Annotated in this window: 13 protein-coding genes; 8 read left to right on the top strand and 5 right to left on the bottom strand. The window is 44.4% G+C overall.

Annotated features, from left to right (window positions below):
- Nucleotides 1-148: 148 nt before the first annotated feature.
- Nucleotides 149-466 carry a DUF960 domain-containing protein gene (locus tag FJU10_RS05785; RefSeq protein ID WP_140965381.1) on the bottom strand — a complete coding sequence of 106 codons (318 nt, stop codon included), beginning with the start codon at nucleotides 464-466 and terminating at the stop codon, nucleotides 149-151.
- A gap of 316 nt (nucleotides 467-782) precedes the next feature.
- Nucleotides 783-1,397: a 50S ribosomal protein L25/general stress protein Ctc gene (locus FJU10_RS05780; RefSeq protein WP_140965380.1), complete on the bottom strand. Its 615-nt coding sequence runs from the start codon at nucleotides 1,395-1,397 to the stop codon at nucleotides 783-785.
- 300 nt (nucleotides 1,398-1,697) lie between these two features.
- Between FJU10_RS05780 and FJU10_RS05775 the strand changes: the two genes are divergently transcribed.
- The 3 genes from FJU10_RS05775 to udk all read left to right on the top strand — a co-directional run bounded on the left by FJU10_RS05775 (nucleotide 1,698) and on the right by udk (nucleotide 3,819).
- A complete protein-coding gene (locus FJU10_RS05775) occupies nucleotides 1,698-2,414 on the top strand; it encodes a 16S rRNA pseudouridine(516) synthase (RefSeq protein ID WP_140965379.1) in 717 nt (238 codons plus the stop codon).
- A 14-nt stretch (nucleotides 2,415-2,428) separates the two neighbouring features.
- On the top strand, nucleotides 2,429-3,112 hold the full coding sequence (locus FJU10_RS05770; protein ID WP_010749090.1) for a YjjG family noncanonical pyrimidine nucleotidase: 684 nt from the start codon (nucleotides 2,429-2,431) through the stop codon (nucleotides 3,110-3,112).
- Nucleotides 3,113-3,195: 83 nt separating this feature from the next.
- Nucleotides 3,196-3,819, top strand: a complete 624-nt coding sequence (gene udk, locus FJU10_RS05765; protein ID WP_005227927.1) for a uridine kinase — start codon at nucleotides 3,196-3,198, stop codon at nucleotides 3,817-3,819.
- A 348-nt stretch (nucleotides 3,820-4,167) separates the two neighbouring features.
- On the opposite strand, the gene FJU10_RS05760 is transcribed toward udk, so the two are convergent.
- From FJU10_RS05760 to FJU10_RS05750, 3 genes are read right to left on the bottom strand one after another with little or no spacing between them, the layout of a single operon-like run.
- Nucleotides 4,168-4,641: a GNAT family N-acetyltransferase gene (locus tag FJU10_RS05760; RefSeq protein ID WP_140965378.1), complete on the bottom strand. Its 474-nt coding sequence runs from the start codon at nucleotides 4,639-4,641 to the stop codon at nucleotides 4,168-4,170.
- Nucleotides 4,642-4,654: 13 nt separating this feature from the next.
- Nucleotides 4,655-5,971: a sensor histidine kinase gene (locus FJU10_RS05755; RefSeq protein WP_140965377.1), complete on the bottom strand. Its 1,317-nt coding sequence runs from the start codon at nucleotides 5,969-5,971 to the stop codon at nucleotides 4,655-4,657.
- A 3-nt stretch (nucleotides 5,972-5,974) separates the two neighbouring features.
- Nucleotides 5,975-6,649 carry a response regulator transcription factor gene (locus FJU10_RS05750; protein ID WP_077452283.1) on the bottom strand — a complete coding sequence of 225 codons (675 nt, stop codon included), beginning with the start codon at nucleotides 6,647-6,649 and terminating at the stop codon, nucleotides 5,975-5,977.
- A gap of 131 nt (nucleotides 6,650-6,780) precedes the next feature.
- On the opposite strand from FJU10_RS05750, the gene FJU10_RS05745 reads away from it, so the two are divergent.
- From FJU10_RS05745 to FJU10_RS05725, 5 genes are all read left to right on the top strand, one after another.
- Entirely contained in the window at nucleotides 6,781-7,503 is a 723-nt protein-coding gene (locus tag FJU10_RS05745; protein WP_096741778.1) for a polyphosphate polymerase domain-containing protein, read from the top strand.
- A complete protein-coding gene (locus tag FJU10_RS05740) occupies nucleotides 7,493-8,170 on the top strand; it encodes a DUF4956 domain-containing protein (protein ID WP_140965376.1) in 678 nt (225 codons plus the stop codon). The genes FJU10_RS05745 and FJU10_RS05740 overlap by 11 nt, the downstream gene beginning before the upstream one ends.
- Before the next feature lie 15 nt (nucleotides 8,171-8,185).
- Nucleotides 8,186-10,042, top strand: coding sequence for a carbohydrate-binding domain-containing protein (locus FJU10_RS05735; RefSeq protein WP_140965375.1), 1,857 nt, complete (start codon nucleotides 8,186-8,188; stop codon nucleotides 10,040-10,042).
- A 170-nt stretch (nucleotides 10,043-10,212) separates the two neighbouring features.
- Nucleotides 10,213-11,697, top strand: coding sequence for an ABC transporter permease (locus tag FJU10_RS05730; protein WP_140965374.1), 1,485 nt, complete (start codon nucleotides 10,213-10,215; stop codon nucleotides 11,695-11,697).
- A 10-nt stretch (nucleotides 11,698-11,707) separates the two neighbouring features.
- On the top strand, nucleotides 11,708-12,373 hold the full coding sequence (locus tag FJU10_RS05725) for an ABC transporter ATP-binding protein (RefSeq protein WP_081117782.1): 666 nt from the start codon (nucleotides 11,708-11,710) through the stop codon (nucleotides 12,371-12,373).
- The last annotated feature ends 83 nt before the right edge of the window (nucleotides 12,374-12,456 follow it).

Raw genomic sequence — 12,456 nt, 5'->3', positions numbered from 1 at the left:
AAAAAACGAGGTTTTGTCGAGCATTTATTTGAAATTGCTGCTAGATAAAATTAAATGAGAGGAGGGATGCAAAAAAAAACCACCTTCTAAAACAAAAAGGGTGGTTTTTTATATAGGTATCGTTATAAAAAATCAATATGAATGGACGTTAACGGGTCTCACTAGGCAATAAAATCGTTTGCTGTTGCCCATCGTCATATACATAGACTTTTTGGGGATACAGGTCGGAATACCGGTACGGTAGATCAACACCAAGTTCGATTTGACTTTGGGCTTGAGAAAAAAGCAGGGTGACACGACCATGATTGTTTTGGACTTCAAAGGTGAGCAGATTTGTCAACGGAATAAACCCTTTTAAATCAAGATCAATGATTAACCATATACTATCGATCAGTTCGCTAGGTAGTGTTTGAACAATACCGCCAGAAGCGTAACGACTGCGGTGATCATCAAATGTTTCAAACATAATAAACCCCTCCTTCAAGTAGGCTTGCCATTAACATCAAATTTGTCTATTTATCATAATGAAGAACCGTCAAAAATGCAACTACTTCTGCTTTTCTTTTTGGTCAGCGACGCATTTTAAATATTCTCTTAAAAATTTGTTGGGATGGTTGGACAAAGTTTTCCAATGACGCCTTTCAGCAGAAATAGCCAGTTGCAGCGCACTAGCCCTTCGTAAGAATGAAAAAGACTCTTAAAGGGAAAGCCCTTCAAGAGTCTTACATTTCTTAGAACTGTCTGTTGATTGAAGACGCGATTATAAGAATGTCGGTCTATGATTATTCTTCGTCTTCACCGATAACTGCTGGCTCAGCAGCTTCGCCGGCTTCTTCATCTTCAGAGATTTCTTGTGGTTCAGTAACCGCAACGATTTGTTCTTCTGGATCGGTCACGATCGTGTACTCGTCGTTCTTAGGCAGATCAGCCACTGTTAATGAATCACCGATCTCTAATGACGTTACATCGATCTCAACACGTTCCGGCAATTTGTCTGGTGTTGCTGATACAACGACTGTATACAAGTTTTGTGCTAGAACACCACCAGCTTTGACACCAGCAGATTCGCCAATCAAGGTTACTTCTGCTTCTACTTCGGTTTCTTCATTCATATCGACAGATATGAATTCAACGTGGGTTAAATTGCGTGTGAAGGTATCTGATTGATACTCTTTGATCAGTGTATTGACTTTTTTACCTTCTAAACTGATCGTAATAACGGTATTCAATCCATTTTCACGCAAGATCTTTTCTAATTCTGCTGCATTGACAGCAATCGGTGTGCTTTCTACTTTGTACCCATTGACAATTGCAGGTACTTTTCCTTCGTGACGCAACTTGTTCCGTAAAGAACGTGGGCGAACTTCTCTTTTCGTAACTTCTAATGATACTGACATAACTCAATTCCTCCTAAAATTTTCTCGTTAATAACGAGATTTTTTAAGCAAATTTTGTTAACTCTGCACATTAAGTGGTACGTGAGTGAAAACACGCAAAAGGGCAGTTGTGTACACAACTGCCCCAGAAAGTTTTGGTTCAACTTTTCTCCACCAGGTCATAACGCTGTGTATGAGAAACTATATTTACTTTACTCTTTAACCTTACGCAAAAAGACAAAGAAAGTCAAATCATATGAAATCCCAGCAGTTTCCTTTCGCTAGATCCTGAGCTATAATAGCCACTATGGAGAAGAACTTATGCGTTTAGATAAAGTGATCGAGCAACAATTGAATACTTCTCGGAAAGAGATGAAACGGTTGTTCCAGCAAGGAAAGGTCCTTGTGGATCAAAGGATTGAGCGAAGACCCGAGCGCAATGTCGATAGCGCCTTGCATCAAATCATGGTTGCGGGGCGACAGCTGGAAACACAGGAACGCTATTATATCGTCAATAAGCCCAATGGTGTCGTTACAGCCAATCTGGATCAACAGCACCAGACAGTGATCGATTTGATTGCACCAAGGGATCAGCATCCAGATCTTTATGCTGTCGGTCGATTGGATCGGGACACGGAAGGGTTGGTATTGGTAACAACGAATGGTCAGTTAGGCTATGACTTGCTGCATCCATCCAAAAAAGTGACCAAGCGGTATGAAGTGGTGGTCAATGACTTGGTGACCCCTGAGGATGTGGTGGCATTTGCCACAGGGATCACCTTTCATGGCGGTGTCACCTGCAAACCAGCTGACTTAACGATCATCGATGCACGAGTGGATCGTTCCTTTGCTTCGTTAGAAATTGCTGAAGGCAAATTCCATCAAGTGAAGAAGATGTTTCTAGCTCGGGGAAAAAAAGTGATTCAGCTGAAACGAACAGCGATGGGTTCGCTGGTTCTACCAGATGATTTAGCAGTGGGCAGTTATCGCTCGTTGACGCAAGAAGAATTAAAAGGATTGGCGGCGCATTTCCGCTGAGAAAGAGGGAGAAAATGAAGTATAAAACATTATTATTTGATGTCGATGACACGATCCTCGACTTTCAAGATACCGAAGATCAAGCCTTAAAAGCACTATTTGAAGCTCATGGCTTGGAAATGACCCCAGAGCGCAAACAAAGCTATCAAACCATCAATCATGATTTGTGGCAGCAGTTTGAGCAAGGAAAAATCACGAGAGACCAAGTCATCAATGAGCGTTTCGGTTTGTTTTTTGAAACGCAAGGCATTCAGGTCGATAGCCCAGCAGTTGAATTGGCCTATCGGGAATTTCTAAATGAAGGACATAAACTGTTAGACAACAGTGATGAGGTCTTAGCGGAGTTGGCGCAGCATTTTGACCTATATGTGGTGACGAACGGGGTTTCTGAAACCCAATACCGCCGCTTGGAAGATGCCAAATTGAAGCCCTATTTCCGTGATATCTTTGTTTCAGAAGATACGGGTTATCAAAAACCAATGAAAGAATATTTTGACTATGTGTTTGCTCGCATACCAAACGTAAAAAAACAAGAAACAGTCATCATTGGCGATTCACTGACTTCAGATATCTTAGGCGGACAATTGGCAGGGATCGATACGATTTGGTTCAATCCAAAGAAAAAAAACAGTGGTGAGATTCAGCCTACTTATGAGATCGAACGTTTGCAGCAATTACTTCCTTTATTACAGCACTGATTCTTCAGAAACAGTAGTAATTTGCCGAATTTTCGCTATAATAGAACCAGTGTGAATTTTTTAAGATGAAAGAGGTTAATTGAATGACGAATGGCAAGCCCATTATTATTGGTGTGACAGGTGGATCAGGTAGTGGAAAAACAAGCGTGAGTCGGGCGATCTTTAATCATTTCCCCAACCATTCTATTATGATGCTTGAACAAGACTCCTACTATAAAGACCAAAGTGATCTGAGCTTTGAAGAACGGTTGAACACCAACTATGACCATCCTTTTGCATTTGATACTGATTTGTTGATCGATCACTTGCAGCAGCTGCTTGCATATCAAACGATCGAAAAACCTGTCTATGATTATGTCGCTCATACTCGCAGCGAAGCAACGATCATTCAAGAACCCAAAGAAGTCATTATCTTGGAAGGGATCTTGATTTTAGAAGATGAGCGATTACGTAATTTAATGGATATTAAACTTTATGTTGATACAGACGATGATATTCGGATTATTCGCCGAATCAAACGTGATATGGAAGAACGTGGCCGGACGTTGGATTCTGTGATCGAACAATACTTGACGGTCGTAAAACCAATGTATCATCAATTCATCGAACCGACAAAACGGTATGCCGATGTCATCGTACCAGAAGGCGGCGAAAACCACGTAGCCATCGATTTGATTACGACCAAAGTAGCGACCTTCTTATCCTAAGATTTTTTTATCCATCGATGGGAATGTTTCTATTGAAAAGTAACCATTGATTCATGGAAAACTGCTGATAGGCACTCTTTCTCGAGAAATGCGTATCAGCAGTTTTTGATTTTATAAAAAAACAGTAGTATTCCGACTAATTTTATGGTAAAGTAATCCTCATGCGACGAGTCGAGAAGGTCTAGCATTAGCTGACCAGATTGATAGCAGAGGCACACCGCGTAAGCAACCTACCGGATTTGTAGGGTGTCGGAATATTCCTTTTGTGGAGATAGGGTATTCTACTAGCAATAGTACTGTGAGTGAAGAAAGCTGTGAACATTTTTGTTCACAGCTTTTTTTGTTTATTTAAGTGAGGGAACAGCGATAAATGGTGGACGCTTCTCCCCAAGGATGGTAACCAGTGCCAATCGGTTCAAAAGCAAACTGCTCATAAAAAGTAGAAAGATCCGTACATAGATACAGAGAATCAAAACCAGCTACAGCAGCGCGTTGTTTGGCTGTTTCGATCAAAAGGCGGGCACCACCTTGGCCACGCCACAAAGGGTCCACATACAAGGCGCAAAGCCAAGGGGTCAAATCCATCCGACTGATGAAGTCGTTGGGGATCAAGCCGCCACAGCCGATGATTTGATAACGTCCGTCTGCTGCGATTTCTTCGTTGACCAGCAGCAGCCATTGCGGCAAACTGCTTGTTGAAAAACTATGGGTCAGGCTATCCTCATAAACCATGAGGGAGTCGGGGCTAGCCCACTGATTTTGGAAGTAACGAATGGCTTCTGCCAAGTATTCAGGGTGTTCTTTAAGGGTGATGACCTGCATTTGTTTTTCTCCTTTATCCTTCTTTAGGTAAGCGAATCTGAAAAATAACCCCTCGTGGCTGCAAATCTTTGACCTGGATTTGTCCTTTGTGCTCTTCGACGATTTGCTTGGCGATCGCTAAGCCTAAACCATAGCCGCCGGTCTCCTTGGAGCGGGAACGATCCTCGCGGTAGAAGCGGTCAAAGATGCGAGCTTTCTCTTCATCGGAAATAGTTGGGCCAGTATTTTTGACCTCGAGCAGCCATTGCTTGTTAGAAATCTCCGATAAGAGCGTAATTTTATCACCGCTGCTGGTATATTTTAAGGCATTATCTAGGAGAATCACGAGGACTTGATGAATTTTCTTTTGGTCAAAGCAAGCGGTCGTTTTGGCAAAATTTTCGACAATAAAATGTTTTTGATCCAATTCGGCAATTTCTTTGAAAGGTTTGACTAAGTCATCGATAAACGGAGCTAATTCGACGGTTTCTTTCGTTAACAGCAGTTGATTGGAATCACTGCGGGCGATCGTCAGCAGGTCCGCCGTTAAACCAGTCAGCCGCCGGGTTTCCGCTAACGCTTGGGCAATGCTTTCAGATTCTTCAATGATCGTATGATTGGGCTTGGTAAACAGGCGCTCCAGACTGTTTTGAATGATCGTCAATGGTGTGCGCAGCTCGTGAGAAGCATTTTCGACAAATTCTTGTTGTTTCTTCCACGAGGCTAAAATCGGGCGCATGTTCAAGCTGGAAAGCAAGTAGCTGATCCCGATCGAGAGAATCCAGAAAAAAATCATCGATAAAATCAAGATGGTTTGGAAATTGTTCATGGCATTTTTGATTTGATTGGTGTTCGCTAAGACTTGGATATAGCCGACCCCGGCGTCATTGGTTGGGGCTTTAGTGGTGATTGAGCGAAACAAAAGGGTTTCTTCTTCCTCTGACAAGGACTGATCCACCACTGAAAAAGACGTGATACTGTCTAAGTGGCTCGTATCTAAAGATAGACTTGCCAATTGTGAAAAACGTCCGCCTAAGGTCTGTTTGTTTAAAATCTCGCCGTCCTCAGACCAGAGGATCAACTGGGTATTGAAGCGATTGGTCCCAGGGATCTTTGGCATGGCACTATCCGGCGGCAATACCTCTAGATTGGATTGCGAAGCGCTGATCTCTGCTTGGATCAAGCGGGTATCTTTGACTGCTTGTTCCAAAGAAATGTCGGTTTGTCTATAAGCCGATTGGTTGAATAATTGGAGGACGATGGTTCCTAAAAGTAAGAAAACCAAGGCAAAGGCACTGACATTTAGGAGAAAAGAGTGCAGTCTTTGTCTCTTAGTGCGTTCTTTGTTCATAGACTAGGCTCCTTGCATGATATAGCCGACATTTCGCAACGTGCGGATCTCTTTGTCGATTCCTGTCTGGCGCAAGTGTTTTCGCAGATTGCTCATGTAGACTTCGACGACAGTTAGGGTCGTTTCTGAATCAAATCCCCAGATGCGATCAAAAATCTGTTCCTTGGTCAAAATAATGTTTCTATTTTGTAGAAAATAAAGCAGTAGCTCAAATTCTTTCCCTTGAATCGGTAAAAGCTCTCCTTGGTAGCTGACCTCGTTGGTGCCAAGGTTACAGAGCAATCCATTATATTCCAGTGTATTTTCATTGAACAAACCTAAGGAGCGTTTTAGTAACGCTTTGATCCGCATCAATAACTCTTCCCGATAAAAAGGCTTAGTCAAATAATCATCAGCTCCTTTTTGAAAGCCGGTTACTTTGTCTTCTAAGCCGTCTTTAGCGGTCAAAATCAGGACGGGTGTTTGGAGTCCTTTTTTTCGCAATGCTGAAAGCACCTCATAGCCGTTCATCTCAGGCATCATCAAGTCAAGAATAATCAAGTCATAGATCCCCGTTTCTGCCTCGTACAAGCCTTCGCTGCCATCATATGCTTGCGTGACTTCACCGATTTCGCTGATGATTTCTTTCATATTTTCAGATAATGTTTTGTCATCTTCGATTACTAATAATTTAATCATGTTCCCACCTCTTTAAGGATAAGAATAGCACGAATAGCATAAAAAATGCTTAAAAAAACTGTTTTGTCTTAAGCTGCATTTAAGATAGCTGCCGTAAATTCAGTGCATGGATTTCAAGGGAGGAACATTTTATGAAATTAAAAAAAGTCTTTCAAAGAAAAGAGACGAAATATCTATTAACTAAGGAGCAATTTCCAGCATTTATTGGCGAGTTGCAGCAAAAAATGGCGATCGATGAATATGGGCAACACACGATTATGTCCTTGTATTACGATACCCAGGATTACCGCTTTATTCGTCATTCCATGGACAAACCGAAATACAAAGAAAAATTTCGGGTCCGTAGCTATGGGGTACCAACAGAACAACAGTTGATTTTTTTAGAGATCAAGAAGAAAGTCAGTGGCGTGGTCTACAAACGCCGCGTTCCGATGCCCTATGCTGACTATTGCCGCTGGATGCAAACGGGGGTCTTGCCGTCAATGGAGGAAGCCCCGCAAATCGCTGCGGAGATCCACTGGTTATTTAAGAAAAACCCGGACCTGCTGCCGAAAGTATTGATTGCCTATGATCGCCTGTCGCTGTTTGTTGATGATGATAGTGAATTTCGCGTGACGTTCGATCAAAACATTCGCTTTCGCACCTGTGATCTCATGTTAGGTTCTGGCAGTGACGGTGCGCTAGTCGCACCGGAAGTCGGAGTGTTGATGGAAGTCAAAGCCCTCGGCTCTTATCCAATATGGTTTGTGGAACTACTGAACAAATACAGTGTGCGCAAAGGCAGCTTTTCAAAGTATGCCCAAACCTATCAACGGCATTTATTCAAGAAGGAGGAACGGTTACATGTTATCTAGTCTATTTTCTGGCGATACGAGCACCCTTGAATGGCGTAGCTTATTGATCTGTATCGCCGCCTCATTGCTTTTAGGGTTATTAGTGGCAGCGATCCATATGATCCGCAATGTCTATACGAAAAACTTCGTCATTACCTTGGCAGTCTTACCGATTCTCGTTCAATCGGTGATCATGCTAGTCAACGGCAATCTTGGCACAGGGGTGGCGATCTTAGGCGCTTTCAGTTTGATTCGTTTCCGCTCGGTTCCCGGGGGTTCTAGAGAGATCACCAGCGTCTTTTGGTCGATGGGGATCGGTCTGGCAACTGGGATGGGGTATGTCGGCTATGTCGTCATTTTTTCCATTATCGTGGCGCTTTTCTTGACCCTTTTATATACGGTGCCCTTTGGCGATCGACAAGCTACGAGTGAACGGGAACTGAAGGTCACGATTCCGGAAGATTTGGATTATCCGCAATTATTCGATGATCTCTTTGAAAAATATACGCATTCTGCCAAACTGACATCGGTTCGAACGACGACGATGGGAAGCTTGTATGAATTGCGCTATCAGTTGCTGTTAAAAGACCAAGCGCAAGAAAAGCAAATCATTGATGAAGTTCGGGTTCGTAATGGCAATTTACCTGTTGTTTTAGGCAAGCTCACCGCTAACCGCGATGAGCTGTAGAAGGAGGAACCTTTTATGAAAAAACTCATTTATCCACTCTTGCTCTCATCACTGCTCTTAGGCGCTTGCGGGCAAACCGATAGTACTAGCACGAGCAGCAGTTCCAGTTCCGCAGCAGCTGTTTCCGGTTCGGCCGCAGTGACCAACGTTTCAACGACCCTTGATGATTCTGTGGACTATTACGGTAGTTACGAAGAAGAAGATGTTGATGCTTCCTACGATGAGGCAACTGCTACGCAACTTGAATTGAATGGCAGCGACACGACGGCTGTTGATGGCGTTTCAGTGGAAGACCAAACCGTGACGATCACCCAAGCCGGCACCTATGTCGTCAGCGGGTCGTTAAGTAATGGGCAACTGGTTGTCAACGTCAACAAAGAAGAAAAAGTCCATCTGATCTTTGCCGGTGTCACGATCACCAATGAAGACGGGGCGGCCGTCGTCATCGAACAAGCAGAAAAAGTCATTACGACCTTAGCCAGTGATACGACGAATACTCTGACGGATGGCAGCAGCTACACCTTGGCTGAAGGCGAGACAGAACCAGATGCTGCCTTTTATAGTAAAGAAGATTTGTCCATCAACGGCGATGGGACGCTGGTGATCACAGGAAATTACAGCAACGGACTGCGCAGCAAAGATGATTTGGTTTTAGCAGGTGGTACGATTGAAATCACAGCGAAAAACAACGCCATCAAAGGAAAAGATTCCGTATCGATCTTGGCGGGGAACTACACACTGAACACCACTGAAGGAGATGGTATCCAAGCGAATAATACGGAAGATGCGGAAAAAGGCTACGTTGCGATCGATGGTGGTACCTTTACGATCCAAAGTGGTCGTGACGGGATCCAAGCAGAAACAAATTTAAGCGTACAATCAGCTGATATTACGATCAAAACGGCTGATGGGGCACAAAGTCAGTCGCTAGTGACGGATGAAAGTTACAAAGGATTGAAAGCTGGCGGTGTGATGACCATCACCAGTGGTACCTTTGCGATCGATAGTGCGGATGATAGCCTGCATGCCAATGATACGATCAACATTGCAGGTGGCACGATCACTGCCAGCAGTGGCGATGATGGGATCCACGCCGACAATGAATTGACGATCTCCGACGGAACGATTTCTATCGAAGAATCCTATGAGGGCTTAGAAGCAAGTGTAATCACGATTGCTGGTGGCACGACACACGTCGTGGCTAGCGATGACGGGATCAATGCCAGTGGTGGCAGTGATACGGATGATACAACGGGACAATTTGGTCAAGACAGTTTTGGCGGCGGCCCTGGCGGTGGCGATACCGCGGATGACAGTAAACAGATCACGATCACTGGTGGAACGTTGGTCATTGATGCCGAAGGGGATGGCCTGGATAGTAATGGCAATGTCACCATGAGTGATGGCGTCGTCATCGTAAATGGTCCAACGACCGGAGGTAATGGTGCTTTGGACTATAACGGCACATTTGAACTCACCGGCGGCGTCTTGTTAGCAGCAGGCACGACCGATATGGCCATGAATGTTAGCGGTGGTAGTCAACAGTCGATCGGAATCAGTTTCGATCAAACTCAATCAGCAGAGACCCTAGTGACCTTAAAGGATAGTCAAGGACAGACGATCTTGTCTTATGCACCAAGCAAAAGCTACCAACACGTGGTTCTTTCTAGCCCAGATTTGACCGATAGCAGCTATACATTGGTCAGTGGGGGAACAAATGATGCACAAGCAGTCTCCGGTTATTATGCTGGCGGAACCCTTAGTGATGGGACAGAATTAGGAACATTGTCCGTCACGGATACGATCGCTAACTTGACCCAATCAGGTGCAACGGCGACAACCAATCAGATGGGCGGTGGTTTTGGTCGTTAGTTGAAGTTTCGCCAATCATCACCAAATGTTTATCCAAAAAATCAACAGATCGCAGGAAGCAGCTGCGGTCTGTTTCTACGATTCAAAAAATCAGGAGATGGTTTAAGTTCAATTTAAGCTAGGATCCTTATAGTCGAAAGACAATAAATAGCTATTCAGGAGGAACAAAGATGAATTTTTTGAAACGAGGTCTTCAAAGTTTATGGGCGAAAAAAGGCCGGAGCCTGTTGCTGATCACTGTATTTTCTGCAATCTTGATTTTTGTATTAGCGGGTTTGACGATTCGCAGTGCGGCATTGGTAGCGACTGAAAATGCCCAGAAAAGTGTTGGGGCAACTGTGACGTTGCAAGCAAACCGCGAGCAGGCTTTTCAGCAAAGAAGTTCTTCTTCTGACAGCGATGACCAAAGCACCCGACCAGATCCAGGGAGTTTTCAATCGACACCAGTAGCGATTACTGATGCCCAAGCGATCGCCGATTTAGACGGGGTTGCCTCATATAGTTTTGAAGTCAGCACCTCCGCTGATGCCGTCAGCGGGATCGAACCGATCTCTAGCAGTGACTCCTCGACAGAGTCAGAAGCAACCGATAGCAGCGAGTCGGGGCAAATGGGCGGTATGCCAGGAGGTATGCCTGGTGGGAGTATGAGTACAGGTGATTTCCAAATCACTGGCGTATCAACCAGTGCGGCGTATACGACTTTTTCGGAAGGAACAGCGACGATCACGGATGGGGAAGGCATTACTTCTGAGGATGAAGGTACGAACCAAGTCCTGATCGAATCCTCACTAGCTGAAGCGAATGATTTGGCGGTCGGAGATACGTTTTCGATCACTGATGCAGAGGACAATGAAGTAGAAGTGACTATCAAAGGGATCTATGAAACGAGTGAAGTTGGCAACAGCATGAGCCAAATGTTTAACTTTCTCAACCCAGCCAACACGATCTTTGCTTCTTATACCCTTGCCAATACGTTGAGCGGCAATGAGGACACCATTGATTCGGCAACTTATACCTTGAGTGATCCGTCTGAAATGACAGCATTCGTGGAAGAAGCAGAAGGGTTGATCGATACAGAAACCTACAGCATCCAAACCAACGATCAAATGTATCAATCGATGCTGACACCGTTGAATAATGTCGCTAGCTTTGCAAAAAATATTATTGTCTTAGTTGCTGCTGCCGGTATCATTATTTTGACGTTGATCGTGATGATGTCGATTCGGGAACGTCGCTATGAGATTGGCGTATTGCTCTCTTTAGGTGAGTCACGGGCCAAAGTGATTCTACAATTTTTCACAGAGATTTTTGTCTGTATGGTGTTTGCTTTAGGGATTGCGGCCGCTAGCGGCAATCTTGTCGGTAATGCTGTCGGAGAGCAATTATTGGCGCAACAAACGGAGACGACGACTGACCAAGCAGCCACTGAAAACGCTGGTCCTGGAGGCGGGGAGATGCCGCAAATGGGCGGCAATCGTGGTGGTTCTTTCCCATCCTTCACCCAATCAGCAGAAGTGGAGTCCTTAGAAATCACCGTTTCCCCTCAACAAATTGGTCTATTGGCATTACTCGGTCTAGGGATCAGTTTTGGCTCGATCTTACTCTCTTCCGCGGGCATTTTGCGGTTGAATCCGAAAAAAATCTTGGTTTCTTAGGAGGAACGACATGACATTACGAACAGAACAATTAGGCTATTGGTATCAAAGCGAAGCAGAAGCGCTGTTTCGTGGCGTTGATTTGACCTTTGAACCTGGCAAGATGTATGCGATCTTAGGTTCCAGCGGATCGGGGAAAACAACCTTCTTGTCGCTGATCACGGGCCTAGATACCCCGAAAGAAGGAAAGATCCTTTACAACGAAGAAACGTTAGCGAAAATCGGATTGCGGGAATATCGTCGCAAAGATGTTTCCATCGTGTTCCAAGCCTATAATCTACTGCCTTATATGTCGGCACTGGACAATGTGATCACAGCCATGGCGATCGCCAAGTCACAGCAAGCCGATAAAAAGGCCTATGCTTTAGCCAACTTAGCCAAAGTTGGCATCACAGAAGAGCTGGCACTGAAAAAAGTGACCCAATTATCGGGTGGGCAACAGCAGCGGGTCGCTATCGTTCGCGCGTTGTGCTGTGAGCATGAGCTGATCGTAGCCGATGAACCGACTGGAAACTTGGATGAAACGACCTCCAAAGAAATCGTTAAACTGTTTCAAGAAATTGCCCATGAGCAAAAAAAATGTATTATCTTAGTGACCCATGAACAAGAAGTAGCCAAGGCTTGCGATGTCGTTTATGAGCTGAAGGAACGAGCCTTTTCTAAAGTTGATAGGTGAGCTTAACTGCTCGTTAGTGAAAGAAAGATCGTCATTCTAGTTCCCTCATTGAGCAAGACTGAAATGAAAATACCGCAAAGTCT

Source organism: Enterococcus sp. OL5, assembly GCF_006491895.1.
Classification (GTDB): Bacteria; Bacillota; Bacilli; order Lactobacillales; family Enterococcaceae; genus Enterococcus_D; species Enterococcus_D innesii.
Note: the sequence above shows the minus strand (reverse complement) of the source record. Positions and strands in the feature narration are given on the sequence as shown.

What these genes read in the sequence shown, in the direction of transcription:
- FJU10_RS05785 (WP_140965381.1), bottom strand. Translation starts at nt 466, where the DNA reads ATGTTTGAAACATTTGATGATCACCGCAGTCGTTACGCTTCTGGCGGT.
- FJU10_RS05780 (WP_140965380.1), bottom strand. Translation starts at nt 1,397, where the DNA reads ATGTCAGTATCATTAGAAGTTACGAAAAGAGAAGTTCGCCCACGTTCT.
- FJU10_RS05775 (WP_140965379.1), top strand. Translation starts at nt 1,698, where the DNA reads ATGCGTTTAGATAAAGTGATCGAGCAACAATTGAATACTTCTCGGAAA.
- FJU10_RS05770 (WP_010749090.1), top strand. Translation starts at nt 2,429, where the DNA reads ATGAAGTATAAAACATTATTATTTGATGTCGATGACACGATCCTCGAC.
- udk (WP_005227927.1), top strand. Translation starts at nt 3,196, where the DNA reads ATGACGAATGGCAAGCCCATTATTATTGGTGTGACAGGTGGATCAGGT.
- FJU10_RS05760 (WP_140965378.1), bottom strand. Translation starts at nt 4,641, where the DNA reads ATGCAGGTCATCACCCTTAAAGAACACCCTGAATACTTGGCAGAAGCC.
- FJU10_RS05755 (WP_140965377.1), bottom strand. Translation starts at nt 5,971, where the DNA reads ATGAACAAAGAACGCACTAAGAGACAAAGACTGCACTCTTTTCTCCTA.
- FJU10_RS05750 (WP_077452283.1), bottom strand. Translation starts at nt 6,649, where the DNA reads ATGATTAAATTATTAGTAATCGAAGATGACAAAACATTATCTGAAAAT.
- FJU10_RS05745 (WP_096741778.1), top strand. Translation starts at nt 6,781, where the DNA reads ATGAAATTAAAAAAAGTCTTTCAAAGAAAAGAGACGAAATATCTATTA.
- FJU10_RS05740 (WP_140965376.1), top strand. Translation starts at nt 7,493, where the DNA reads ATGTTATCTAGTCTATTTTCTGGCGATACGAGCACCCTTGAATGGCGT.
- FJU10_RS05735 (WP_140965375.1), top strand. Translation starts at nt 8,186, where the DNA reads ATGAAAAAACTCATTTATCCACTCTTGCTCTCATCACTGCTCTTAGGC.
- FJU10_RS05730 (WP_140965374.1), top strand. Translation starts at nt 10,213, where the DNA reads ATGAATTTTTTGAAACGAGGTCTTCAAAGTTTATGGGCGAAAAAAGGC.
- FJU10_RS05725 (WP_081117782.1), top strand. Translation starts at nt 11,708, where the DNA reads ATGACATTACGAACAGAACAATTAGGCTATTGGTATCAAAGCGAAGCA.